24 protein-coding genes are annotated in these 23,521 nt (G+C 43.2%); 9 read left to right on the top strand and 15 right to left on the bottom strand.

The genetic code is table 11. From position 1 onward, the window contains the following. Positions 1 to 119: 119 nt before the first annotated feature. A complete protein-coding gene (locus B3600_RS03875) occupies positions 120 to 986 on the bottom strand; it encodes a helix-turn-helix domain-containing protein (RefSeq protein ID WP_286752123.1) in 867 nt (288 codons plus the stop codon). Positions 987 to 1,048: 62 nt separating this feature from the next. Beyond that, a complete protein-coding gene (locus tag B3600_RS03870; protein WP_286752122.1) occupies positions 1,049 to 2,011 on the bottom strand; it encodes an aldo/keto reductase in 963 nt (320 codons plus the stop codon). Between the two features lie 105 nt (positions 2,012 to 2,116). On the opposite strand from B3600_RS03870, the gene B3600_RS03865 reads away from it, so the two are divergent. Then, complete coding sequence (locus B3600_RS03865; RefSeq protein WP_286752121.1) at positions 2,117 to 2,470, top strand: winged helix-turn-helix transcriptional regulator; 354 nt, start codon at positions 2,117 to 2,119, stop codon at positions 2,468 to 2,470. Positions 2,471 to 2,493: 23 nt separating this feature from the next. On the opposite strand, the gene B3600_RS03860 is transcribed toward B3600_RS03865, so the two are convergent. Further along, positions 2,494 to 2,871 (bottom strand): hypothetical protein, encoded by a 378-nt coding sequence (locus B3600_RS03860; RefSeq protein ID WP_286752120.1) that lies wholly within the window; start codon positions 2,869 to 2,871, stop codon positions 2,494 to 2,496. 195 nt (positions 2,872 to 3,066) lie between these two features. Between B3600_RS03860 and B3600_RS03855 the strand changes: the two genes are divergently transcribed. Beyond that, a complete protein-coding gene (locus B3600_RS03855) occupies positions 3,067 to 4,083 on the top strand; it encodes a hypothetical protein (RefSeq protein WP_286752119.1) in 1,017 nt (338 codons plus the stop codon). 144 nt (positions 4,084 to 4,227) lie between these two features. Here the strand turns inward: B3600_RS03855 and B3600_RS03850 are convergent, their stop codons facing one another. The 5 genes from B3600_RS03850 to B3600_RS03830 all read right to left on the bottom strand — a co-directional run bounded on the left by B3600_RS03850 (position 4,228) and on the right by B3600_RS03830 (position 10,979). Continuing rightward, the gene (locus tag B3600_RS03850; RefSeq protein WP_204991100.1) at positions 4,228 to 5,712 is read right to left on the bottom strand and encodes a DHA2 family efflux MFS transporter permease subunit; all 1,485 of its coding nucleotides are present in this window, start codon (positions 5,710 to 5,712) and stop codon (positions 4,228 to 4,230) included. Between the two features lie 68 nt (positions 5,713 to 5,780). Next, positions 5,781 to 6,842: a fatty acid desaturase family protein gene (locus B3600_RS03845; protein ID WP_286752118.1), complete on the bottom strand. Its 1,062-nt coding sequence runs from the start codon at positions 6,840 to 6,842 to the stop codon at positions 5,781 to 5,783. Between the two features lie 182 nt (positions 6,843 to 7,024). Further along, positions 7,025 to 7,936: a helix-turn-helix domain-containing protein gene (locus tag B3600_RS03840; protein WP_286752117.1), complete on the bottom strand. Its 912-nt coding sequence runs from the start codon at positions 7,934 to 7,936 to the stop codon at positions 7,025 to 7,027. A gap of 62 nt (positions 7,937 to 7,998) precedes the next feature. Next, positions 7,999 to 8,802 carry an SDR family oxidoreductase gene (locus B3600_RS03835; RefSeq protein WP_286752116.1) on the bottom strand — a complete coding sequence of 268 codons (804 nt, stop codon included), beginning with the start codon at positions 8,800 to 8,802 and terminating at the stop codon, positions 7,999 to 8,001. 200 nt (positions 8,803 to 9,002) lie between these two features. Continuing rightward, positions 9,003 to 10,979: an ATP-binding protein gene (locus tag B3600_RS03830; RefSeq protein WP_286752115.1), complete on the bottom strand. Its 1,977-nt coding sequence runs from the start codon at positions 10,977 to 10,979 to the stop codon at positions 9,003 to 9,005. Positions 10,980 to 11,163: 184 nt separating this feature from the next. Between B3600_RS03830 and B3600_RS03825 the strand changes: the two genes are divergently transcribed. From B3600_RS03825 to B3600_RS03805, 5 genes are all read left to right on the top strand, one after another. Beyond that, complete coding sequence (locus B3600_RS03825) at positions 11,164 to 11,424, top strand: hypothetical protein (RefSeq protein ID WP_115049072.1); 261 nt, start codon at positions 11,164 to 11,166, stop codon at positions 11,422 to 11,424. 115 nt (positions 11,425 to 11,539) lie between these two features. Further along, positions 11,540 to 12,433: a helix-turn-helix domain-containing protein gene (locus B3600_RS03820; protein WP_286752114.1), complete on the top strand. Its 894-nt coding sequence runs from the start codon at positions 11,540 to 11,542 to the stop codon at positions 12,431 to 12,433. Positions 12,434 to 12,519: 86 nt separating this feature from the next. Beyond that, entirely contained in the window at positions 12,520 to 13,749 is a 1,230-nt protein-coding gene (locus B3600_RS03815) for a TCR/Tet family MFS transporter (protein WP_286752113.1), read from the top strand. Between the two features lie 107 nt (positions 13,750 to 13,856). Further along, positions 13,857 to 14,633: an SDR family NAD(P)-dependent oxidoreductase gene (locus B3600_RS03810; protein WP_286752112.1), complete on the top strand. Its 777-nt coding sequence runs from the start codon at positions 13,857 to 13,859 to the stop codon at positions 14,631 to 14,633. Between the two features lie 58 nt (positions 14,634 to 14,691). Then, positions 14,692 to 15,612 (top strand): helix-turn-helix domain-containing protein, encoded by a 921-nt coding sequence (locus B3600_RS03805; protein ID WP_070561169.1) that lies wholly within the window; start codon positions 14,692 to 14,694, stop codon positions 15,610 to 15,612. A gap of 132 nt (positions 15,613 to 15,744) precedes the next feature. On the opposite strand, the gene B3600_RS03800 is transcribed toward B3600_RS03805, so the two are convergent. From B3600_RS03800 to B3600_RS03770, 7 genes are all read right to left on the bottom strand, one after another. Next, complete coding sequence (locus tag B3600_RS03800) at positions 15,745 to 16,353, bottom strand: flavin reductase family protein (RefSeq protein ID WP_286752111.1); 609 nt, start codon at positions 16,351 to 16,353, stop codon at positions 15,745 to 15,747. Between the two features lie 17 nt (positions 16,354 to 16,370). Continuing rightward, positions 16,371 to 17,789, bottom strand: coding sequence for an SDR family oxidoreductase (locus B3600_RS03795; protein WP_286752110.1), 1,419 nt, complete (start codon positions 17,787 to 17,789; stop codon positions 16,371 to 16,373). A 372-nt stretch (positions 17,790 to 18,161) separates the two neighbouring features. Further along, a complete protein-coding gene (locus tag B3600_RS03790) occupies positions 18,162 to 19,154 on the bottom strand; it encodes an ABC transporter permease (protein WP_286752109.1) in 993 nt (330 codons plus the stop codon). Next, the gene (locus B3600_RS03785; protein WP_286752108.1) at positions 19,117 to 20,118 is read right to left on the bottom strand and encodes an ABC transporter ATP-binding protein; all 1,002 of its coding nucleotides are present in this window, start codon (positions 20,116 to 20,118) and stop codon (positions 19,117 to 19,119) included. Before B3600_RS03785 ends, B3600_RS03790 begins: the two co-directional genes overlap by 38 nt. Positions 20,119 to 20,139: 21 nt before the next feature. Then, on the bottom strand, positions 20,140 to 20,994 hold the full coding sequence (locus B3600_RS03780; RefSeq protein ID WP_286752107.1) for an NEW3 domain-containing protein: 855 nt from the start codon (positions 20,992 to 20,994) through the stop codon (positions 20,140 to 20,142). Positions 20,995 to 21,202: 208 nt separating this feature from the next. After that, positions 21,203 to 21,493 carry a hypothetical protein gene (locus B3600_RS03775; protein WP_286752106.1) on the bottom strand — a complete coding sequence of 97 codons (291 nt, stop codon included), beginning with the start codon at positions 21,491 to 21,493 and terminating at the stop codon, positions 21,203 to 21,205. Between the two features lie 76 nt (positions 21,494 to 21,569). Continuing rightward, positions 21,570 to 22,016, bottom strand: a complete 447-nt coding sequence (locus tag B3600_RS03770; RefSeq protein ID WP_115049056.1) for an Hsp20/alpha crystallin family protein — start codon at positions 22,014 to 22,016, stop codon at positions 21,570 to 21,572. 603 nt (positions 22,017 to 22,619) lie between these two features. On the opposite strand from B3600_RS03770, the gene B3600_RS03765 reads away from it, so the two are divergent. Both B3600_RS03765 and B3600_RS03760 read left to right on the top strand, forming a co-directional pair. Continuing rightward, entirely contained in the window at positions 22,620 to 23,267 is a 648-nt protein-coding gene (locus tag B3600_RS03765; protein ID WP_070561216.1) for a hypothetical protein, read from the top strand. Further along, the gene (locus B3600_RS03760) at positions 23,221 to 23,517 is read left to right on the top strand and encodes a hypothetical protein (protein ID WP_286752105.1); all 297 of its coding nucleotides are present in this window, start codon (positions 23,221 to 23,223) and stop codon (positions 23,515 to 23,517) included. The genes B3600_RS03765 and B3600_RS03760 overlap by 47 nt, the downstream gene beginning before the upstream one ends. Positions 23,518 to 23,521 lie beyond the last annotated feature (4 nt).

Below are 23,521 nucleotides of genomic sequence, written 5' to 3'. Positions count from 1 at the left end.
ATTTACAACTTATCTATACTGCAAAATTGATCAAAAAATGAATGCCGGAAAACTGACAAACAACGGTAAAAGGTGGACAAAAAAGAAGCCGTGTTTGAGTTGAAATAGTATAAGATTGTCTAATCCAGGTTCGGATTGAAACGTAGCGTCTTTCTGTAATCGCCCGGTGATCGCCCAGTTTTTTTTGTGAAAAGCCTGATAAAGTACTTGGTGTCTTTATAGCCTAGCTGCACCGCAATTTCCTTAATACTCAATCGCGAATAATAGAGCAGGCGCTGTGCTTCGCTCAGTACTTCCTTCTGTATCAGCGCTGATGCGGATAAGCCCGTCACCATTTTAACGACATCGTTCAGGTGGGCCACGGAGATATTTAACTGCTGGGCATATGCTGCTGGGCGCTTAAGGCTGCGGTAATCACGCTTCACAAGATTTTTGAATTCGTTGGCGATACTTATAACCCTGGGGCTGTGACTTATGGACCCTGCGGCGGATCTGCGATCGTGACAAATCACCGCCTGGGTTATAAATGCTGACAGCAGCGGCTGCTGCACTTCCTTATTGGCACTATAGTTTATACTGTCCAAATTTATTAGCGAGTCCAAGATGGACGTAAACCATTGTTGCTCGGGCGCTGAGAGGGACAAAATAAGGGTTTCATTTAAAGATGCATCAAGCATGTCTTTGGCTGACCTGGTCATGTGATGGCCTTCGAAGGAAATGTAATAACCGGATGCGCCTAAAACCGTGGTGATCTGATGGACCTGATGGGGAGGGCAGACAAAAAGCGTTCCCGCTGGCATGATCAGCTGTTCAAAATCAAATAGGACTTCCAGCTGTCCAGCTTCAACTAGCATGCACGTATAGTGGTCATGCCGATGCGGATTCAGTGCTTTTAGGATGCCCGTCGTTGAATCGTCCCATATTCCAACAGCCATACTGCTGCTGGAATTCATGCTGTTCACTAAAATAGAATCTCTTTTTGGCATGCGGCGTAATTTTAAGTTCAAATTTAGTTTATATACTTTAAGAATTACTATCGATTACAAAATCAACCACGTACCGTATTCAGCAAATCGTGCGGATACCCGAGGCTAATGGAGCTTAAAGCATCCAGTTTGATCAGCTCATCAGTTTTCAAATTAATTTCAGCCGCTTTGATACTTTGCTCAAATTGATTTATAGTGCGTGCTCCCAGTAATGGAAATGCCTCTTTTGATAAATTCCATGCAAAAGCGATCTGACCGGGCGTTGCTTCCTGTTTTTCCGCGATTGACACCAGTTCATCAATGATCAGTTTGGTTTTCTCGTTTTCCGAATATTCAGCGTCAGAAGAATGACTGATGCGCCCGGCTTCTCCCTTTCTATATTTTGCGGTGAGCAGTCCGCCGGCTAGTGGCGAATACATCATTACACCAAGACCAAATTCCTTTGCCATCGGGATCAGTTCACGGTCTGCGGTACGTTGCAATAAATTATATTCAATCTGTAAAGCGGTGAGTTTTGTTGCTGATGCAATGGCCGATGCCTTCCATGCCGGGAAATTAGTGAGCCCTGCATACACTATTTTCCCTTCGCTGACCAGATCTTGAAGTCCCATGGCAATTTCTTCCCACGGAGTTACTCCATCATCATAATGAGGCATATAAATATCGATGTAGTCCGTCTTCAATCTTTTCAGACTTTGTTCAACAGCCTGTCGCATAGATTTACGGTTATTCCCAAAATTACTGATGGAAGGGTTGGGATCACTACTTCGAGTATATTTTGAACAGATAATAAAATTACTTCGCTGTCCCTCTAAAAAGTTGCCTACGATTTCTTCTGCCTCTCCAAATTGGTAAACATCGGATATATCGATAAAATTACCACCTGCATCTGCATAAGCTGTTAAGATCTTTTTCGATTCTTCGGGATCGGCTCCATAGCCTTTTCTGGTTCCAAAGTTGGCAGCTCCCAAAATTATTTCACTGGCATTCAGTCCTGTTTTTGATCCAAATAACTTGTATTTCATATTTTTATATTTACTTTGTTTCAAAGGTAAGGGCATAAAGTAATAGTGTCAATTACGGATAAATTTATCTATACCCACTTTATACCTTCGTAAATTATAGCAGCTATGTACGAAAAAAAGCTTCCGGTTAATTTAGATTGCGGTTTACATCTGTTTTTGCAGGTAGTTCAGGGAAAATGGAAAATAAACCTGCTCTGGGCCATTCATTCAGGTATCAAGCGTCCGGGTGAGCTGCAGCGGAAAATCCCCAATGCGACCCGGCGTGTACTTGATGCGCAGCTTGGCCAATTGATTGAACATGGATTAATCAATAAAGTCGTCTTTGATCAGCTTCCGCTGAAAGTAGAATATGAACTGACTGGGCTAGGGGAAAGCCTCATACCAGTCATTGCGGTAACAGCACAATGGGGTGAGGATCATAGAAATGAATTGGAAAAGATTTTGAGAAATCCCGCTTGATAGGGGATGCGCATGCTATAAGGCTAGGCATTTCTGTATGAAATCCGTATATACAGGGGAGTCGCTTCTGCTTTAGCTCCCCCATCGAGCCATTCGTCGACCCCGTATATACAAAGCTCTGTGAAATCTGGATCCTCATCTTTCTTTTCGTCTTTTCGAACTTGAAGTACATGGTCCTCCATGAGGTAATTGCTGATCGCAATGCCAAGTTTTTGACTAAGCTCAGCGGGAAGTTGGTTAAGTTTATCCGCCTGATTGGAGCCTAGATTAAAGTTGTGCTCCATCCAGTCCACAAAATTATCTCTCATAAGCTGCAGCGCTAGTGCGCGATCTACCCTAGGTAGCGCGAGAAGTGTGGCAACTTTAGCTGCCAAACCAAACTCGTCTAAGTTTTCTTTCATAAAAATTCTCTTTTGGCAAATATTTATTTTAAAGATTACTTAAACGAATGCCAAGGAATAACCTCCGTGATTTTGGAGGATTATCTTCTTTTTGAAGATTCAATTTTGCTTAATACTTGATTAATTTTAATAAATTAGATGTTCAAACAATATAAACCTTAGTCTAATAACAGTATTTGGTGGAATGATATGAAAATGTTAAGATTATTCGTTGAGAGCTTTTTCGTCTCTTCGATTTTTAATTTAATTGCAAATAATGGATTTAAGTTAAATAGAATTTGGACGCAAGCCTATTGGACCTGGACATTGGCATTTGCTTTGGCAATAGTCGTTGCTGCGCTGCTCATTCGTGTTCGGTTGAAAGTTTTGTGGATCCACTGGCAGAAAAAATATACGCAATTGCAATTATTTAGAAGGGGACGCGTGCAGACCAATAGTTTACCAAAATCAGAACTGGTATGGGCCATTCTGTCCACATCCTTAGCACTTTTAATGGTCTATCTCTGCTTTATCTATCTAATCGCTTTTGTACGTAGCGGTAGCACGTATATGTTTTTTATAAATTATTTGTTCCATTATATGCCTCTTGTTGCTACAGGATGCTTGGTCTACGTAAGCTATGTTTTTATCAGAGGACAATTATGGTGGTTTACGCCAACAAACGCATTGACGCTTTTCAGCGATCTGTTACCAGAAAAAACAGTTCCTGTAGAAAAAGTGGTCACCATACTCCCTCCAAGCGCATTGGATAAAAGTATCCCAATCGGATCACTTTATGATGTGCTTTACATCCAAGCTCGATTCGATCTAAGTGCATTGCGAAAAGATGTTGTTCGTATGTTTGATGTTCCTTTCTATTTTTCTAAAAGAGGAGAAAAACAAGTTGTACTGATTGATGGTACGCGATTAGAGGCCGGTCGTTTTTTGCAGGAGCTAGAAAAAAGAGGGCTTGACAAATGGTTTTTCCGTATAAGTAGCACCTGTAGAGTGAATATGATGCATATCCATTTTCCAATTTCGCCTAATGCGTCTCAACTGGAGTTTCGTAAGGAGGTGTTTCAATGCCTGCGGTTGAACATGACGGAAATGGAGATCGGAAACCTGCTTCTGGTAAACGAATGGATGCGAAAAGAAAAAAAGCTAAAAGATTTTTTGGATAACGCACATAATCTGCGGCATAAGGGCTGGGATCAACTTATACCATTGAACTGATAAATTCTGCTATGATAAAGATCAAACGGGTATATTTCAAATATAGTGCATCATTTCCCTGACCGACTATGCATTTAAAAAACAATTTGGCTACAGTCCGAAAAGCCTACCCAATACCGAAAAGTCCACCTAATATTTAAAGGACTAAGCGGCCTTCTGCACTTCTTTTTGTGAAGGCAAACCCCTTAAATTGGCCCCGTCACTTGGTTTAATTTTGAAATATTCGATTAAGGATAGCAGGGATAAGCCAGCAATTAACTGCAAGGCCAAACTGAAATCCCGCATCTGATAAACGGTATCCTGATAATAGCTGCTTGCAAGGTGAAGTGTTACCGCTCCCAGGGCGATACCCATACCCAGTGCCATTTGCTGTGCCGTATTGTACAACGTATTCGCATTGCTGAGCTGTCCATTGGGTACGTCTGCGTAGGCCAACGTATTCAGGCTTGTAAATTGGAGCGACCGGGTAAGCCCCGAGAAAAAGAATACGATGGCCACAAGCCAGATTGGCGTTTGCAGGGAAAGCAGGGAAAGTCCGGCCGTAAAAATTGTTAAAATAATACCGTTCCCAATCAAAACCCTACGGAAGTCAAACCGTCGTGTTATCCAAATGGCTACGGGCTTCATGCTCATACTGCCCAGCATGTTGGCCATATAGAGGAGGCCTGCATGAAATGGGCTCAGTCCGAAACCCAGCTGTAGCATAAGGGGCAAGATAAAAGGAGCAACATTGATCACCATACGGGTAATCGAGCCGGAATAGACTGTAACCCGGAAAGTCTTTATTTTGAGGATACGATAATCGATCAAGGGGTACTGTATACGTTTGGAGTGCCATACCGCAATAGCCATCAGCGCAAAGCTTGCCAGGATAGTGACAAGCGGTTTGGTATAATCTCCGTTGGCAGCGCCGATCATTTCGGTACCCAGCATGATGCCGGCGAGGCCAATCCCGCTGATTAAAAAACCGATAATATCAAGTGGACGGCTATTTTCAGATTCCATTGCCGGAATAAATGTATGCACGGCCCACAGCGCAAATACGCCGAAGGGTATGTTGATAAAGAAAATCCAGTGCCAGCTAAAATAGGTCGTAAAAAATCCACCCAGTACGGGGCCAACAATAGGGCCTAATAATCCGGCCCAGGCAATATAACCGATCGCATCGACCAGATCTTTCTTTGCGGTATGCTTCAGTACGATGAGACGACCAACCGGAACCATAAGTGCTCCGGCTGTACCCTGGCAGATGCGCGCTATAACGAAAGATGTCAAGTTGGTACTCAGTCCACAAGCGATCGACGAAAGTATAAATCCTATAATTGCTGTATTGAACACTTTTTTTGCGCCGTAGCGGTCGGCGATCCAGCCACTGATCGGTATAAATACGGCCAGCATGACGGTGTATGAAGTAATGCCCGCACTGAGGTGTACCACATTACTCTCAAAATCATGTGCCATTTTGGGTAAGGCCGTGGATATCGCTGTGGTGTCGAGCATCTCCATAAACAGTGTGCCACCAACAATGAGCGATATGATGCGTGATTCTTTCTTCATTTTGCTCTTCTTCAATCCCGAACGGGATACATGTGCGACAAAAGTAAGCCTATCGGAAAAAAGAAAAGTCATTTAAAGGCAATTAAATGACCAACATGTATCGGCAAGGGACAAAGGAAATGGACTCGCTAATAACGAGGTTATTTTGACATGGCCTCCAGCACTTTTAAATGCGATCTAAATGCTGTCCAGAAGCTCCGAAACTCGTTGTATTGTATTTTATATTCCTTGCAGGTCTGCTTCACAATCCGATTGAGCGCAGGATAATGAACATGGCTGATCTTTGGAAAAAGGTGATGTTCAACCTGAAAATTGAGGCCGCCAAGCAACCAGGTAAGTGCTTTGCTGCCCGTAGCAAAATTTGCGGTGGACTGAATCTGATGAATCATCCATTCTTCCTCGACCTTTGACTGGTCAATGGTTTTGAATTCGGTTTCTTCCACCACATGGGCCAGCTGGAATACGGTGGCCAGACTCATACCACACACAATACCAGAAATCAGCAAACCGATAAGTGTGGGCAGCCACCCGACGAAAATGATCGGAAGGATGACAAATAAGCTGAAGTGAATGAGCTTACTGACCCAAAAAATAATACGCTCTTTGACCGGAAAATGAAATTGCTCGGTTTTATGTCCCATGCGTCCACGGAAATATTTCTCATAATCTTGATAAAAGATCCACGCTAAATAGGAGATTCCATAGAGCAGCGGAAAATAAAAACGCTGATAGCGATGGTGTTTCCGAAGTTTTTGGTCGTGGTGTATACGCATAAACTTGACTTCGATATCGTGATCTTCGCCATCGATATTTGTATAGGTATGGTGTGCAATATTATGTTTGAGCTTCCAAAAGTAGATATTGCCGCCCAGTAGATTGAGCGAGTAGGACAGCACAGTGTTAAGGTTTTTATTGTCTGAAAAAGAATTGTGACCAGCATCGTGCATAATGTTGAAACCAATCGCAGCGAGATTAGCTCCGAAAATGATACATAATGCTATTGAAATACTCCAATGCAAAGGTGCGAATACCAGAAGGAGATACAATACCGCAAAGCTGATCAGGAGGATAGAGGCTTTAAGATAGATCTTACCATTCCCGGTTCTTGGCTGAAGTGAATTTTGAAAATAGTTATTAATTTTTTGTTTTAACGTTTTAGAGAACAATGTATTGACATTGCTGAATTTTACTGACTGGGACATTGGGTTTTTACTCGAGAAATATTCTTAATTTTTATTACGTTCGATCTTGAGCGATAGAACAATGTAAATGTACCATATAAAATTTGAAATATCGCGGTCGTAAAGTTAAAGATTGTTAAAGGTCAATTTACCGGAGAACAGGTCAGCGGGATTAACACTAAAATTTATTTATTACTGTTCTGTCAATTAAACGATTGTCTGAATGTTAGCGGTGAAACATTGGTTTTTTTCTTAAACAGTTTGTTGAACGATTGTGGATGTTCAAAACCGAGTTTGTAGGCGATCTCTGCCACGGAAAGGCTTGTCGCCGTGAGTATTTCCTTGGCTTCATCAATTAACTTGTCGTGGATGTGCTGCTGTGTGTTTTTACCGGTAACGGAACGGAGTAAATCGCTTAGATAACGAGCCGATACATGGAGGCTTTCTGCTAAATACTCTACCGTCGGAAGCCCTTGTTTTAAGGTTTCCTCGTTGCCGAAATAATCATCCAGCAATTTTTCCAATTGAGTTAGCAATTCGTGGTTAACGGCTTTCCGGGTAATGAATTGACGCTCATAGAACCGGTTGCTGTATTGTAAGAGCATGTCAATTTGCGACAGAATAATACCTTGGGTATGTTTGTCGATATGCTGATATTCGCTTTCGATTTTAAGAAAGATTTCTATAATGTCTTTTTCTTCGCGTTCGGAGAGATGTAATGCTTCATTAAGCGCATACGAAAAGAAATTGTAGTTTTTTATTTTGCTGGCCAGGGGGTGTGTATACAAAAAATCGGGGTGAACTAGCAGCATGTAACCTTTTCCGCATTCGGCATTCATCTTTCTGATTTCAGCAATCGTTAACGATTGGATCTGCTTGGGCGCGATGAAATTCATCGTTCCTTTGTCGAAATCATAATAGTGTTGGCCGTACTTTAATGTTGCAGTAACGTCTTTCTTAAGCGAAATACTATAGAAATTCACGCAGAACTGCTCCCAGATGTCACTTTCAGCGGGTTTTATTCCAGCGACATCAATTACACTGACGAGGGGGTGTAATGGGGCCGGCAAGGACAAGTGCCGATGAAATTCGGATATGGAATTGATACTATGCATCGTGTTTGTTTTACAAATCTACAAAAAACAACTGCCGTAGCGGCAGTTGCTTATTAAAAAAATCAGGCTCCAAATTGTTTTGCGATTTCTTGCCTGAACGCTTCTTTTCCGACTTGTAGTCGTCTTTCATAGAGTGCATGTGCGTCGTCGCCTGCCAGATAGCGTACTTGATCTTTATGGTCCGTTGCAGCTTCATACACCACTTGGGCAATCTGCTCTGCCGAGGATGCATTCTGCATCATCAGACCCATTTGTTCGAACAGTTTGTCTTCCATGTCCTGATAATCGGACGTTCGGTTCATATCCAAAGAGCGACCTGCAAAATCTGTCGCTATTCCGCCCGGAGCAACTGTTTTAATGGCGATTCCAAACTTTTTCAATTCAAAGGACATGCTTTCGCTCCAGCCCTCCAAAGCGAATTTTGTCGCATGATACATGGAATGTAGCGGGAAACCCATAAAACCACCAATGGATGTGGTCGAAATAAATGAACCACCCTTCTGTGCCCTAAAATGGGGGATAAAGGCTTGTGTAACGCGCAGTACACCCAATAGATTCGTGTCGATTTGGCGAAGTATTTTTTCGTCGCTCAAGGTTTCAAAGGCGCCCATTAATCCATAACCTGCATTATTAAAAACGACATCAATGTTGCTTAAAGAGATTGCTTTTTCGACAGTTTCTTTGATTTGGGCGGGATCGCTTACATCTAATTTTAATAGCGTTATGTTTTCGATCTCGGTAAGTTCAGTTTCATTTTCGGGATTTCGCATGGTTGCGATTACATTCCAACCCGCTTGTTGGAATAGTTTGGCAGTTGCTTTTCCCAATCCGGAAGAAGCTCCTGTAATGAAAATTGTCTTTTGCATCGTGTTATTGTTTGATTCCATAACACAAATGTCTAAAGAAAGCATAGGGTATCTGTTGCCAAATTGAGCTTGATTGTATCCAAAATGACGTCTTGGTAGTATGCATGATTCTACCCAAGTTTTGGAAAGGCTAAACAGGAGTGATCAGAACAGGAGTGATCAGATCTTGTCGAATGCCATTGGCGAAATCAAGGTGGGGATTACTGGGCTGGAAGCCGCACCTTAAAGGTGGTTCCTCCGGCCGAGTTGCTCTCTACAGCGATCTGTCCGTTATGCAGTTTTACAATTTCACGGCAGAGATACAGTCCTATGCCAAATCCTGAGATTGTTCCGACCCTATCTTTTCCTGCCCTGTAAAATCGATCGAATATCTGATCCCGGTCTTCTTCGGCAATGCCCATACCTTGGTCGCTTACAAAAATTTCGATAACGTTATTTGCCTTGGGCGAATAACCAAATGTAATCTGGGTTCCTATCGGCGAATATTTGGCTGCATTTTCCACCAGGTTTTGGACTACCTGCGAAATCTTGTTCGGGTCAGCATTAATGGATAAACTTTGCGTCAGGTCAGCGGCAATCTGATGGGTGTTGATCCTCAATTTAAATTCATCTTCAAGTTCAGCAAATAATTCCTTTAGATCAAACACTTCTCTTTCTATCACCATTCTGCCGGAGTCGAACCGCGCGATGTTTAAAAATCCATTGATTAAGTTGTTCATATTGCGGACCTGCCGAAGAGATTTCATCGTAATGTCGTGGTGATTGGTATTCGCTGTAAGGATTGCCTGACGCTGCATCAATTGAAGATAGGCATTTATAGAGGTCAGCGGTGTCTTCAGTTCATGGCTAACGATGCTTATAAAATCATTTTTCCGCTGCTCCTCAGCTTTCTGTTCGGTAATATCCCTTAACGTGCCGTTGAGGCTGGCGGCGTTTCCCTTGGCATCATAAAATACTTTACCGCGTGCCTGCACGAGTCTGCCGTTCGGATCTTGCGGGTGGAGGATACGGTATTCAATAAAGTAATTGCCATCTGACTCTTCGCTAAGTGCATCAGTTATGGCAGCCGTTACACGTTCCTGATCTTGCTCTACTATGGAAGCAATAGCGGTCGATAGATCCAGCTGCTCCTCATCGGCCAAACCAAACCATAATTTTAACAGGGCATTTCCGGAGAACAGATTATTTTGGGGCTCGTAGTAGAACGTCGCAAGCTCGCCGGCATCAATAGCCATGGACAACATTTGTTGATCCTTTTCACTTTTCCGCCGTTCAAGGACTTGGTCCGTAATTTCTTCCAGGATGATCAGAATGCCCGTTACGTCGTTATCAGCTGAAAAAATAGGTTGATAGATGGAGTTTACAATAGCCTCCCGCAGGCCGTCCTTGTGATGCAGCAGTATGGAAAGTTCATTGTTTGTTTTCCGTTCGCCTTTTTCATACACTTCCCGGAGCCATTGGCTCATGGGCTGGCCTTGTAGCTCGGGCCTTGCAATTTCGTGGGGCAGACCCTGCACATCCGCTAATTGATGTCCCCAGATTTTTAATATGGTCGGATTGGCTATGTCAATGATTAACTCCGGCCCCTTAAGCATCGCTATGCCGACGGGTGCCTGCTCAATAATTGTCCGCACTTGCTCACGGCTTTCTGCCAGAAGTTGTAAGGAACTGTTGAGTTCATCGTTTGTAGCAGTCAATTCTTCTAGCGTTGCCGCCATTTCCTCCATAAGACCTTGTTCATTTTTTTCTTTTTCCTGTATTTGTTGCTGATGCTGCCTTCTTAAAGTAACGTTGCGGGCAGTGTTTAAAATACACCAGGTTTTATTGTTTTGGTCTAATAGTGCTCTGTATTCATAATCGAAATAATCAGTCACCGGAACACCATTCTTGATGAGCCGTGCTGGTGCCTCGGTAACGGAATAGGATTTGCCTGTTCGCCAAACCTCTTGCAGAATGGCTAAGAATGGTTGGTCTTCCAGTTCGGGAATAGCACTGATCAGCGCTTTACCAATAACGGATGCATCTTTACCCCATAGGGAAAGCATGCCCGCATTGGCAAACTGAATGGTCATCTCTGTCCCAGTATAGATTGATGTCGGCTCGGGAGAACTGCTCAGCGCCTGTAAGATGTGGTCCTCGCCAAAAGCGGCACTGCCAAATTTATTATTGATGTCCATTAGCCCAAAGATAAAGAATACATTTTTATAAAAGAATAGCTATCTTTTGGCATGATTATTTGTTGTAATTCGTTATAAAAAAAGTATGAAATAGGCGCTTGGTTAGTGCTCGATTAACATACTTCTTGGGATATTCGTATTGGCGTAATTGCTGTATTTTAAAAATTTTAGAGGATCTATATTTATGCAAGGCACAATTGATGGGATAAGCGGGGAACCACATCGTTCACAGGTGTTCCGTTTAACATATAAAGGACAGGATTATCAGCTGGTGTTGTTGAAAAAGTCTTTATCAAAGCTCGATACGGAATTGCCCATTCTGCTCGATGGAATTGAGCAAAATCTGGTAAAAAGAGGTGATCACTGGTTTTTTGAAAACAGGCATTCAGATCAGCATTTTGCGACAGAGATTTGGCGCAATTTATCCCTTCGATATCGGCTTTAGTACAAATTGTCGTCCTTTTAGGGGAGTCCCTGCTACCTAATTTCGTGTTGTCATCTGCTTCTGATTTGTGTCGCTCAAAATACGGATCACAAAATATATTTTTTAATATTTGTACATGGCTTTATTTATAACACTCGATAACGTTTATCAATTATATCCTATTGATCCTTCAAAAAAGACAGACGGTATCGTTGTATTCCATCAATTGGCCGGATCAAGTGCGGGGTATACCGAGCATAGCCGGTTATTTGACGGATTGTTACTTGGTTTCATGCTAAAAGGAGCTATGAATATGCAGATCCATTTCCTGGATTACGAAATAAAGGCCGGTGATATAGCTGTTTTACCACCGCAGTTATTAATGGATACAAAATACCTGAGTGACGACGCAGAGATCGTCACCATTGGAATCTCGCTAGATTTTATGTCCGCATTTCCAATGTTGCGTGAATTTGTAATGAATGATCAGCTACGCTGGCAACCTGTAGTTAGGCTTCAAGAGGACGAAGGTAGATTGCAAAATGAACTGATAACTTTGATAAAAGGATTTTACAATAAAAAGCCAAGCCCGAATAAAGCCGAAATGCTTAGACATCTGGTCATGGTAATGATCAATATGATCTCCGAATTGTATTCAGAGCTGCCCAATTCCAAGAGTTTACCAAAAAGCCGTACACACGAGATTATCGATGATTTCTATCAATTAATTTTAAAACACACCAAAGAACACAGAAACGTTAATTTTTACGCGGAGAAATTGCATTTAACACCACAGTATCTTTCCACCTTCCTGAAGGAAAAAACGGGTAGATCGGTAGCGCAATGGGTTGACCATATATTGATCTTGGAAGCTAAGACGCTCCTTAAATCGACCAACCTATCGATCAAGGAAATCACCAATGCGTTAAACTTTGGCGAGACCAGCATCTTCTGTCGGTATTTTAAAAGAATCAGTGGGGTTTCTCCAACATCCTATCGGAATCAAAAGAACATAGCTAAACTTCCATAGGTAATCGACAAATCACCTTAAAAATTGCACGTAAATCCCATTAAGGTGTCAATGCCTACTTTTTTGACGCTGTCTATTTTTATGCCATGAAAAAAACAGCAAAAAAAGCAGCCGTTGGTTTTATATTTATCACGTTGCTAATTGATATTACAGGTTGGGGAATTATACTTCCCGTTGTACCTAAACTTGTCGGCGAACTTATCCATGGTGACATCACTGAAGCGGCGACATATGGTGGTTGGTTGGGTTTTGCCTATGCTTTCACCCAGTTCATATGTGCACCGATGATCGGCAATCTCAGTGACAGGTACGGAAGACGTCCGATCCTGTTAATTTCGCTCCTGGGATTTGGATTGGACTACCTCTTACTTGCATTGGCCCCTTCTATTGGTTGGCTATTTGTCGGACGCATCCTAGCGGGCATCACTGGAGCCAGCATATCCACAGCAAGTTCATATATTGCCGACGTGTCTACGGATGAAACCAGAACGAAGAATTTTGGTTTAATAGGTGCCGCATTTGGTCTGGGATTTATTATAGGGCCGGTACTGGGAGGCTTGCTCGGGCACTATGGTGCGCGAATTCCTTTTTATGTTGCATCGGTTCTCTGTTTATTGAACTTCATCTATGGTTATTTCATTCTTCCCGAAAGTTTGGACGAAAACAAAAGACGACCCTTTGAGTGGCGACGCGCAAATCCGATCGGATCACTAAAATTGCTGGCAAAACATCCAAAAATTTCAAGTTTAGTAATTGCATTAATTTTGGTCTATATCGGACTCCATGCCGTACAAAGTAATTGGCATTTCTTTACCATGTATAAATTTGATTGGTCGGAAAGAATCGTAGGTATGTCATTAGGTGTACTGGGGCTTTTACTTGGATTAGTCCAGGGTGTTTTGATCAGATGGACCACGCCAAAATTAGGGGAGCAAAAAAGTATCTATTATGGCTTGATTTTTTATGCACTGGGTTTATTCCTGTTTTCTTTTGCAGCGGAAGGCTGGATGATGATGCTGTTTCTTATTCCTTATTCATTGGGTGGCATCTGTGGGCCTTCACTTCAGTCGATGATCAGCAAAAGTATCCCCTCAAATCAACAGGGAGAGCTTCAGGGTGCATTAACAAGTCTGGTAAGTGCAACTTCAGTCATTGGGCCGCCTATGATGACTAATCTTTTTTACTACTTTACACATGATAAAGCACCGTTTAAGTTTTCAGGTGCTCCGTTCTTGTTGGCCTCTATGTTGATGATGCTAAGTGCTATGATCATCTATTATACGTCAAAAAAAAGCAAACCATCACCTGCGTCATAGCTGAATTTGCATCTACCCTTAATTTGGTTAGAAATTTCCTCAATTCGACTACAATTGACCATCTGTAGATGGTGAACTTTGTCCTATTAAATTTAAAATAATGAGATATGCAGACAAATGAAATAAAAGTAGCCCTTGTTACGGGCGCCAATACAGGTGTTGGTTTTCAGATAGCCAAAGCTCTTGCTGAAAATGGATATGATGTGTTTGTTGGATCGCGAAATTTACAAAAAGGGGAAGATGCCGCCAACCGGATAGGATTTAAAACACAGGCTATTCAGCTGGATATTACCGACACCAACTCAATCAAGAATGCAGTAAGCAGAATAGAAAATGATTTTGGGTATCTTACTTTGCTGGTCAATAATGCCGCGATTTCAAACGCTGGAACTCCCGGTCGCACCATGTGGGAAATTCTTAGTGCCCAGAAAGCAAGCGTTGCATCAATAGATGAAATGCGTCAGGTCTGGGAAACCAATGTCTTTGGCACCCTTGCCATAACACAGGCATTGTTACCCTTACTGCGGAATGCGAAACAATCAAGAATCGTAACGGTTTCAAGTTCCCTAGGTTCACTAACGCTGAATGCCGATCGGGACAATACCTTTCGTAGTGGATTTGATGCGGTATATGGGGCTTCCAAAACAGCGTTGAATGGAGTTTTCCTTTCTCTTGCAAATGAGTTGGAAAATACAAATGTTAAGGTAAATCTGGTAAGTCCGGGCTTTACAGCTACAGCCCTGAATAACTTTGAAGGGACGGATACGGTAGAAGAAGGGGCACTTGAGCCGATACGCGTTGCGCTCGCAGAAGATATTCCCAATGGGAGCTTTACGGGACCGGCTACTTACCGAACAGAACAAGGCGGTCAAGTTCCCTGGTAGAATCACCGATTCAAAGACCTGTAATCATGCGTTACAGGTTTTTTTATAAATTTATACTATGAAAAAGAAAGACGGTAAGTTAAGGCGCTTTATATCCATATCAGAGAGTCATGAAGCTTTTGGCCTGCCAAAACCACAGCATCCCTTGATTAGTCTGGTTCATTTTAATCAGGACAACCCATTCAATACCGATATGGCTCCAATCTATGATGTCCTCAGTTTCTACAAAATAACGTTTATAACAAAAAATAGCGGAAAACTCAAGTACGGTAGGGGTTATTATGATTTTAATGAAGGAAGTATGCTTTTCTTTGCACCCAATCAATTGGTGGGTAGCACAGAATATAATAAGGATACCTATGCCTATCTGCTGCTGATTCATCCTGACTTTTTCCTGGGTTCTCCCTTAGCACATAAAATTAGAAAGTACGGCTATTTTACCTATTCTGTGAATGAAGCGTTACATTTATCTGATCAGGAAAGAGAAACGATGATAGCTATCTTGAACATCATGAAAAATGAACTGGACAATCGGATAGACGAATTTAGCCAAGAAGTCATTATTTCCCAGATTGAGTTAATGCTGAGTTATGTCAACCGATTTTACAAGCGACAGTTCATTACTCGGAAAAATGTAAACAATGATATTTTACAGAAGGCAGAGGCGCTGTTAGATGATTATCTGAACAATGATAATTCGGTTGTTCGAGGTGTTCCAACTGTACATTTTCTTTCGGAACAGTTGAATCTCTCTGCAGGTTATTTAAGCGACATGCTACGTGCGCTCATTGGTCAGAATACCCAGCAGTTTATCCACAATAAACTTATTGAAAAAGCCAAAGAGAAATTATCAACAACACAACTTACGGTAAACGAAATCGCTTATGAACTGGGGTTTGAGCATGCCCAAAGTTTCAGCAAACTTTTCAAGAAGAAAACTGCTCAAACGCCACTGGAATTTAGGGGCATGTTTAATTGAATGAATTTGACGGGACATTTGTATGCACATTAATCCACGTTGGATCGCATTATCTTCCGTGCGGCGGAATAAAGTCTTCATAAAAGTCGGATAATCTTTTTCGCTCTGATGGAAATTCTAGCCCAAAGTTACCTAAGGCTTTGCATAAGGTAACCTTTCGATGCGGCTTGTGGTATGATAACTATCTAGACCGCTGGTGGTAACGGTCCCGGCTTCTTCGATATCAATATAGCCATCCTCTTTTAAATAGTTGTCCGGTACCAAAACAGCCTTGATCTGACCAATGACCAATGTCGTCCCATTCAGCTCAATGGCTGTTTTCTGAACAAAACTGCAGGCGAATTTTATTTTACTTTCTTGGACAAAAGGCGCCGGAATATTTTCCAGATATTCAGGGGTAAGTCCAACCTGTTCAAATTCGCTAACACCTTTTGGGTATTTGGCACTGCATTGATGCGCCTGATGTACAAATGCGGGGGAGACATGGTTGACGGTATAACATCCCTGATCCAATATATTCTCCAGTGTGCTGCTAAAATCTGTTGCCGGCCGGAGTATGATACCGCAGAGTGCCGGATCTGCCCCAAGGTGGAACAAACTGCTGAAAGTGGCCAGATTTTCACTGCCGTCCCTGTTTTTTGTACCGATCAATACCAGGCTTTTAAAGCCGCCCAGCGAGTTGATAAAATTAGCTCTGTATCTTCTTTCAAATGCCGCAATGGCCTGTTCATTATAAATCATAGTGTATGAATACTTTTTTAAGTGTTAGCGATCCTGTTGATCATGCCCTTAAATATGAAGCCGTGAAAAGGCCATACGGCATACCAATAGAGCCTTCCGGCGATGCCTAGCGGTCTGAAGGTCGCGGTCTGGACCAGGATATTATCTTCGATTTTAAATTCTAGCCATGCTTCTCCCGGGAGTTTCATCTCTGCATAGAGCAGCAGCCGTTTCGTTTTTCGATCTGCGATCAGCACGCGCCAAAAATCAAGTGCATCGCCGGCTGCGAGGTCACTTTTATTTTTGCGTCCCCGACGCATGCCTACTCCGCCGACCAGTTGATCCATGAAGCCCCGGATTTTCCAGAGCCAGTTGCCATAATACCAACCCGAATTGCCGCCAATGGACCAGATTTTGGTCAATGACGCTTCACTGTCAGGAAGCGGGGCTGTACGGACATCCTTAAAGCAGCCATAGCTGGGCACTTCCAGCAGCCGGGTAAGCCCGCCCGATAAAATTTTACTGGTCTGTGCGTCTTTCCAGCTGGACACCACGTTGTCGCTTTCAATTTTTTGAAAAGCTAAGCGGATGGATGCACGGTAGCTGATCAGCTGGATGCCGAGTTCTTCGGCTAGATGATTTGGTTGACAGACCACTTCCACTTTCATGCTGTCGACCAAGTTTTTGGCCAGGTTATAGGACGTCGAAGTCACAAAATAGAGCCAGTAGGAGGAGAGCCGCGGCGTCATGAGCGGGATCACAATGATATGCCGGCTGAGTTTCCGCTCCGCAGCATATTGCAGCAGCATTTCTTTATAGCTGAGGATGTCGGGACCGCCGATGTCATAGCTTTGGTTAAAAGTCTGCGGTCTGGCGATGACCCCGATCATAAATTCGATCACATTGCGTATGGCGATGGGCTGACATTTTGTTTTCAGCCATCTGGGGGTAATCATTAGGGGAAGTTTTTCCACAAGGTCGCGGATGATCTCGAAAGATGCGCTCCCCGAGCCAACGATGATACCGGCGCGCAGCGTGGTGATCGGAATGCGGCCGCTTGCCAGGATGTTTTCAACGTTCCTTCTTGAGTCGAGATGCTTCGATAAGTGATCTGAATTAACTATTCCGCTCAGATAAATGATCTGCTGCGCGTTGGTTTTTTCAATAAAGTTCCGGAAGTTGGTCGCACATTGGGCTTCCATCTGCTGGAAATCACCGGATTGCGTAGCCATTGAATGAATCAGGAAATAAGCGATATCAATTTCAGCCGGAATATTTCTCAGGGTCTCCTGATCTAAGAAGTCAACTTCGATAACTTCAACAGCTGCCGGGATGGCTGAGGTATCAAAACGATTCTTATCTCGTACACAGCAGATCACCTCATGGCCCTGCTCCAGCAGCACTGGCAGAAGACGTTTTCCGATATACCCGGTAACACCGGTCAAGAGAATTTTCATAGCCTGATTTCTTAAGTGCAGCTGTTTATTTTATTATATACAAATATACCAAAACTGGAGCTAATTTGTTTTTATATGGTATATTTTTATTCTATTATTTTCGTGTCATCTTTTCTATTAACCTGTGCGCGATACTGTGGTTCTTTGACTTGATGTCGCCTTTCTATTATCATGTGAACGCCCCTGTTGCTCTTTGACTTGATGTCGCCTTTCTATTATCGTGTGAACGCCCCTGTTGCTCTTTGACTTCTTCAGAGCGGACAAATTAATGACCGGACGGAAGGGCTGAAAGGAAATAAAAAAAAGGCGCACGGGAGGGTGCGCCTTACAGTTTATGAATACAGTTTTGATAAGCTGCTTTGGTTGAGGTTCTTAACTTCTGATTTCCCGCCGCATAAAAATGTAATAAGACCAGGCAAAACAGATCATCATGGCTGCGCTGAGTCCACTGATCTGGGGCCATACCATGAGAAAACTTTCCCGAAAGGAGAGTGGCGAAGGGATGGCACCGACCATCTGTTCCATCGAAATGGGACCCAGGCTGCGTACCGAAGGCATCAATAGGGTGGTGGTTGCATCGGTGTAGAGCTGGCTCGGCGATAAGCGAAGTAGATTTAAGATGAGCTCGTTATAGCCAATATATTCCTGCTCAGAAATATAACTGGGGTTGGGCAAAAAGGGACGTATTGCCAGGTTGACCAGAATAGGGAAAAATACCGTAAAAAACAACCAGATGCCGATCGCGGTAAGTGCTGAGGTCGCAGGCTGGCGAAAATGGATCGACAGCAGGATGGAAAGGCTCAGCCAGAAGGCAACATACAGTACACTGATCAGGGTGAAACCCAAAATACGTACCAATTCCTGCGGTTCTATCCGTACACCAGTGCCCAGGAGACCGCCACCGATCATCAGCATGACCAGTGCAACAAATAATGTACCCACCACGGCCAGTGGTGCAAGAAATTTGGCGAACAGGAGATTGTCACGGTAAATTGGCTGCGCCAGCAAACGGGTGAGTGTCCCTTGGTTATATTCCGCGTTGACGGCATCGAAACCTAAGGCTATTCCCAACAAGGGTGCTAAAAAGTTTAAAAAAACATGAAATGGCGGAATAGAATTATCCGTTATGGTCAGTAGCTTTAAATATAAAAATGACTGATCGGGATCGCGCATATTGCTGACAGCATCTTTGAGCCCCATGGATGATACGTAGAGGGAGGCGCCGAAGGTCAGCACGATGAGTAGGATCAGGATAATAAAGCGCCAGCTCCGGATATGCGACGCAATTTCTTTGCGGACCAGCACCTGCATCGGTATGGCTGGCCGCTTATTGATATCTTTTGAAGAAACCGTTGGATTTTTCATAGACAGTATCTGTTGTTATGCTATTCTCAAAATAGGTGTTATAAATATCGTCGAGCTGATAGTCGTTGCGGTTCACCGATACAATATCGGCGCCATTGTTTACCAGCAGGCGCACGGCCATTGCTGTTGTATCGCTGTCGGTCATTAGCTCGATCGTGGCCCCATTGACCCTAAGATCACGGAGTCCGGGCAGGGTTTTTAATGCTTCTTCAAAGTGTATGATATCGTCCTGGGCATGCTCAAGGGTAATAACTGTGTTGATGCCTTTCTGCTGCTGTAAATTTTGGGATAGGCTTTCGATAGATCCTTCGACCAGCAGCTTTCCGCCAACAAAAATACCCACCCGGTCGCATACACGCTGCACCTGGTGAAGGTGATGTGAAGAAAGCAGTACAGTAAGGTTGTGTTCTCTGCTGAGCTGTTTGATGAGTTCGAGGAATTCGTCAACACCTTTGGGATCAATACCCAGTGTTGGCTCATCAAGGATGGCAACCTCGGGAGCCTTGATCAGTACTTCAGCCAAACCTAGCCGTTGTTTCATCCCACGGGAAAACGCGCCAGTTTTTTTATGCATTTCCCGTTCGAGTCCCACGACATGTAACATGTCTTTTGCAGCAGCTTGGGCATGGGATTCTGTTAGTCCATTTGACCGGGCAATGAAGCTTAGGTTTTCCAGCGCGGTCATATCCGGGTAGAAGCCTACATTGTCAGGCAGGTAGCCGACTTTGCGTTTCACCGCGATCGGATTGCGCGTGGCATTATGTCCACAGACAAAGGCTGTGCCGGCTGTGGGTTCGGTCAGCCCCAGCATCATGAGAATGCTGGTGGTCTTTCCGGCGCCATTGGGGCCGAGCAGACCAAAGATCTCTCCGGGATAAATGTGCAGGTCCAACTGGTCTACGGCGGTTACTTTGCCATAGCGTTTTGTTAGTCCTGTCAATTGAATGATAGGATCCTTCATCATGATAATCTTTTTGTTGCGCCCTTATCTGCGGCCGTATTTGCGGATGAGAAAATACACCAAACCAATGGCCAAAACGATGACCAGCATGCCGATCCAGCCAGAAAGCAAAGAGGTCTTCACAATCATACGGAATGAAATGTCGGCGTTGCTATTGGATGACTTGATCTCAAATTTTGCCGCATAGTCACCGGCGATGGTTTTGTCGGGAACTTTGAGGTTGACTTTGACGTCGATAGATTTACCTGCTTCGAGCTGTTTGATGTTCGAGGGTTCGAAGCTTGCTTCCCATCTGCTGGGTAATTGGGACGTCAGTTCCAAAGCATTGAGTGGCAGGGTGCCCGTGTTCTTGACTTTAAGTAGAATTTCCTTGCTGCTGCCGGATACGACTTCGTCGCTCAGCCGCCCGCTGGGGGTGGTCAATTCAAGGGCATAGGAGCCTTTAACGACTGCTTCGAGATCAAGCTTTAAGGTGTCGGTCGGGGAGATCGCCCGTACCGGAATTTTATATTTATCGGGCTTGGCCGTGATCGGACAGCTGATTTCAATGCTGATTTCCTGGGCTTTATTGGGTTGCATCTGCAGGGAAGTCACCTGCGACCCTTCTACGCGGTAGCTGATCTGCCATCCATCAGGCAGCTGGGCATTCAGATTGTAGTTAACCAATTGGGCGGATCCATTGGTCAGGGTCGTTGTATAACGAAAAGGTTCGTTGCTGGGTGCTTCAATATTGATGAGCCTCGCTTCGAAACCGGATTTAAGGGGCTTTGCGGTTTGCCCAGATAGATTGAAACTGTTGGCCAGCACAACAAGTGCGATAAAAAATGGCCTGAAAGAAAAACGTCGTTCTGTGTTTGTAATTAGTAATTCTGTTAACATGATCCAATAACTAAAATTTATATTTAAATAGAATATTAGCTTTTAAAAAATGTTGGTTTGGGCAACAGGTGCCTTTTTGAAAACCGTGCCCAAATTAAAAATCAATTTGATAAAAATCAAGATTGAAATAAAAAAAATAATGTAAAAAAAATGTGTTTAAACGGTCTAAAAGCTGGTAGTTGACGGTAAATGTCGTTGCAGGCTGACATCAGTCAAAGTTAATTGAGCGGAAGGTCTTCTTGATGATCATCTTGGTATTCTCGGCCAATTCATCCAGTGTACAGTGTATGGACCGCAACTGCGTCTTCGGAATTGCGGTGTCGTTCAGCAGAAGATTGATGCGCAGCCGTCTGCTATCGGAGGTTTCGTGCTCACCGAGCAGTTCATCAAATAGTTCATGAATAATCTTTTCACAGCTGTTTTTGTCAAAACTGGCGATCGTGATGTAACGTCCGTGGCAGTACATCTGTATTTCAATATAGTAATTCGACGTTTTCATAGTCCGGGGATTAAAGACTGAAAAATAGGTTAGCCTCCATGGGAGGCTAACCAAGTTATTGCTGCTAGCTGGATTTTTAGGATATTTCGATCATCCGCGGTTCCTTCTGTTTGGCTTCTTCTTTCTTTGGTATTGTCAATCGGAGCATGCCATTTTCATAGCGTGCCTGGATATTGTCCTGATCGACAACCTCCTTTTGAAGTTCGAAGCTGCGCTGAAAAGATTGGTAGCTAAACTCACGGCGTGTATAGTTGTCTTTATGTTCCTCGTTTTCTTCTTGCTTAGCCGAAGATATGGTCAGGAGATTGCCGTCGAGTGTGACCTTGAAATCGTCTTTGGCCATACCGGGTGCAGCGACCTCCACTTCGAAAGTGTCTCCGTTTTCCTTAATGTTGACTGCAGGAACAGTGGTACTTGTTGATGAATAGTTTTTGTTGTCCCAGTTTAAAAGCTCACGGTTAAAATTATCAAACATGGGCGAAAAAAGTGAAAAATTGTTCCAGTTTCTTTTTGCAAGTTTCATAGTAACCTCCTTTTAATGAAGTATAACAATAATCTACTAATTGCCAGTCGGCCGACTGTATTAAAAATTGCACAAAAAAGATACCGAGTTCAAAAAACTGATTTTTTTTCACGAAAACTGTCAGATTTTACATGAAAAATTGACAGCAATAGTAGAATCTTCGACAGCATAGTGCTAACTTTAATTTTTTTCAAATGATATCCAACTCAACCTTGTCTTTCTCAATCTTGACTTTTAAACTGGATGTGCTGTCGTGTATTTTGCCGGTAAAGGGGCTGATCAATTGACGTAGCGGCAACAAGCCGAGGTGCCTAGCGTTTGATGGAGGCGACATTGACCATTCCTGAACAAGCCAGTCTGGACGCTAAAGCGATTGAAAGACCAACCGGACCAAGTTAATGACCGTGGCCTGGTATGTGAGGGGGTATGGCTGCCGTTAAGACATTTTTAGGCCAATTGCTGTCGGAAATGCTTGAAAATACAACGAATTGTAAATGAATGCTGTCGGATATTAGATGGAAGAATATAGCCGCTATAAAATCAGTAAATTCGAGGAAAATTGAACGATCGTTATCGCTCAATGACATCTTAAAAACAATCATAATGAGAAAATATTTGTGTATAATACTTCTTTTTATAGCCGCAGCAGGTAGTCTGCGTGCCCAGACGGTGACAACTAAATTGGTTCCGCTCCGTTTAGCGGCAAGCTTCGAACGTGTAAAAGAATCCCTTCCAAATATGGCCGGCCAGTTTGTGGACAGCAAAATGAAAATCACAGCCCTGGAAAGTACAGATTCCACGGCCAGCTTTGAAATTGAGGAGCAGGGAATAAGTATTGAGACGGTTGTGGATAACGAAAAAGACTATAATAAACTGGTCGCGGCAGCAGCGAAAGATGTTTCCAAACCAAGTATTCATCTACTGTATACGTATACCCTAAAGAATAAAAAATTGAAAGTGCCGCCGCCGAGAAAAATCTTTTTCGCTCCGGAGTACGGGGTACTCTGGACCTTGATCGTAAAAAAAGTGGCCGAAAAGGAAACCGAAATTGCCCTGCACTACAAATCGCTATCGCCTGCATTCGCCGAGAAAATCGAAAGCGAATTTGAAACCGATTCCTATTACAACCACAAAATTGTAAAAATAGCCGTCAATGATAAGCGCATGCGTCACCTGATCAACGAAGTTTTGATCAATCAGATGCATGTCGACAGGGACTATCCCGCGCCAACGTATCCCGCGCGCAATTAATGATGGCTGGGCCGCTTATCGTTCATGTCGGTTTATTGCTCTTTATTGTGCCAAGCTTGCTGTAATTTTTGGCTTTCGCCAGCAAGGAATACCGGGCATAAAAGTCCTGATGCAGGATTTATTTACTAATTTTATTAGTATATTAATCGTTTTTAGTATATTTGTTTGGTTAATGGGCGATACCCAGCGATGCGACACTCAAGCACAGGAAATGGCAGGTGTACGTATGAAAGGATTGGGAGACGATTAAAACA

It is taken from the genome of Sphingobacterium sp. UBA2480, assembly GCF_002341965.1.
GTDB classification, from domain to species: domain Bacteria; phylum Bacteroidota; class Bacteroidia; order Sphingobacteriales; family Sphingobacteriaceae; genus Sphingobacterium; species Sphingobacterium multivorum.
This window is presented reverse-complemented; position numbering and strand designations above follow the sequence as displayed.

Excerpts from the sequence above, each read along its gene's own strand:
- B3600_RS03875 (WP_286752123.1), bottom strand. The coding sequence starts at position 986 with ATGCCAAAAAGAGATTCTATTTTAGTGAACAGCATGAATTCCAGCAGC.
- B3600_RS03870 (WP_286752122.1), bottom strand. The coding sequence starts at position 2,011 with ATGAAATACAAGTTATTTGGATCAAAAACAGGACTGAATGCCAGTGAA.
- B3600_RS03865 (WP_286752121.1), top strand. The coding sequence starts at position 2,117 with ATGTACGAAAAAAAGCTTCCGGTTAATTTAGATTGCGGTTTACATCTG.
- B3600_RS03860 (WP_286752120.1), bottom strand. The coding sequence starts at position 2,871 with ATGAAAGAAAACTTAGACGAGTTTGGTTTGGCAGCTAAAGTTGCCACA.
- B3600_RS03855 (WP_286752119.1), top strand. The coding sequence starts at position 3,067 with ATGTTAAGATTATTCGTTGAGAGCTTTTTCGTCTCTTCGATTTTTAAT.
- B3600_RS03850 (WP_204991100.1), bottom strand. The coding sequence starts at position 5,712 with ATGACTTTTCTTTTTTCCGATAGGCTTACTTTTGTCGCACATGTATCC.
- B3600_RS03845 (WP_286752118.1), bottom strand. The coding sequence starts at position 6,842 with ATGTCCCAGTCAGTAAAATTCAGCAATGTCAATACATTGTTCTCTAAA.
- B3600_RS03840 (WP_286752117.1), bottom strand. The coding sequence starts at position 7,936 with ATGCATAGTATCAATTCCATATCCGAATTTCATCGGCACTTGTCCTTG.
- B3600_RS03835 (WP_286752116.1), bottom strand. The coding sequence starts at position 8,802 with ATGCAAAAGACAATTTTCATTACAGGAGCTTCTTCCGGATTGGGAAAA.
- B3600_RS03830 (WP_286752115.1), bottom strand. The coding sequence starts at position 10,979 with ATGGACATCAATAATAAATTTGGCAGTGCCGCTTTTGGCGAGGACCAC.
- B3600_RS03825 (WP_115049072.1), top strand. The coding sequence starts at position 11,164 with ATGCAAGGCACAATTGATGGGATAAGCGGGGAACCACATCGTTCACAG.
- B3600_RS03820 (WP_286752114.1), top strand. The coding sequence starts at position 11,540 with ATGGCTTTATTTATAACACTCGATAACGTTTATCAATTATATCCTATT.
- B3600_RS03815 (WP_286752113.1), top strand. The coding sequence starts at position 12,520 with ATGAAAAAAACAGCAAAAAAAGCAGCCGTTGGTTTTATATTTATCACG.
- B3600_RS03810 (WP_286752112.1), top strand. The coding sequence starts at position 13,857 with ATGCAGACAAATGAAATAAAAGTAGCCCTTGTTACGGGCGCCAATACA.
- B3600_RS03805 (WP_070561169.1), top strand. The coding sequence starts at position 14,692 with ATGAAAAAGAAAGACGGTAAGTTAAGGCGCTTTATATCCATATCAGAG.
- B3600_RS03800 (WP_286752111.1), bottom strand. The coding sequence starts at position 16,353 with ATGATTTATAATGAACAGGCCATTGCGGCATTTGAAAGAAGATACAGA.
- B3600_RS03795 (WP_286752110.1), bottom strand. The coding sequence starts at position 17,789 with ATGAAAATTCTCTTGACCGGTGTTACCGGGTATATCGGAAAACGTCTT.
- B3600_RS03790 (WP_286752109.1), bottom strand. The coding sequence starts at position 19,154 with ATGAAAAATCCAACGGTTTCTTCAAAAGATATCAATAAGCGGCCAGCC.
- B3600_RS03785 (WP_286752108.1), bottom strand. The coding sequence starts at position 20,118 with ATGATGAAGGATCCTATCATTCAATTGACAGGACTAACAAAACGCTAT.
- B3600_RS03780 (WP_286752107.1), bottom strand. The coding sequence starts at position 20,994 with ATGTTAACAGAATTACTAATTACAAACACAGAACGACGTTTTTCTTTC.
- B3600_RS03775 (WP_286752106.1), bottom strand. The coding sequence starts at position 21,493 with ATGAAAACGTCGAATTACTATATTGAAATACAGATGTACTGCCACGGA.
- B3600_RS03770 (WP_115049056.1), bottom strand. The coding sequence starts at position 22,016 with ATGAAACTTGCAAAAAGAAACTGGAACAATTTTTCACTTTTTTCGCCC.
- B3600_RS03765 (WP_070561216.1), top strand. The coding sequence starts at position 22,620 with ATGAGAAAATATTTGTGTATAATACTTCTTTTTATAGCCGCAGCAGGT.
- B3600_RS03760 (WP_286752105.1), top strand. The coding sequence starts at position 23,221 with ATGTCGACAGGGACTATCCCGCGCCAACGTATCCCGCGCGCAATTAAT.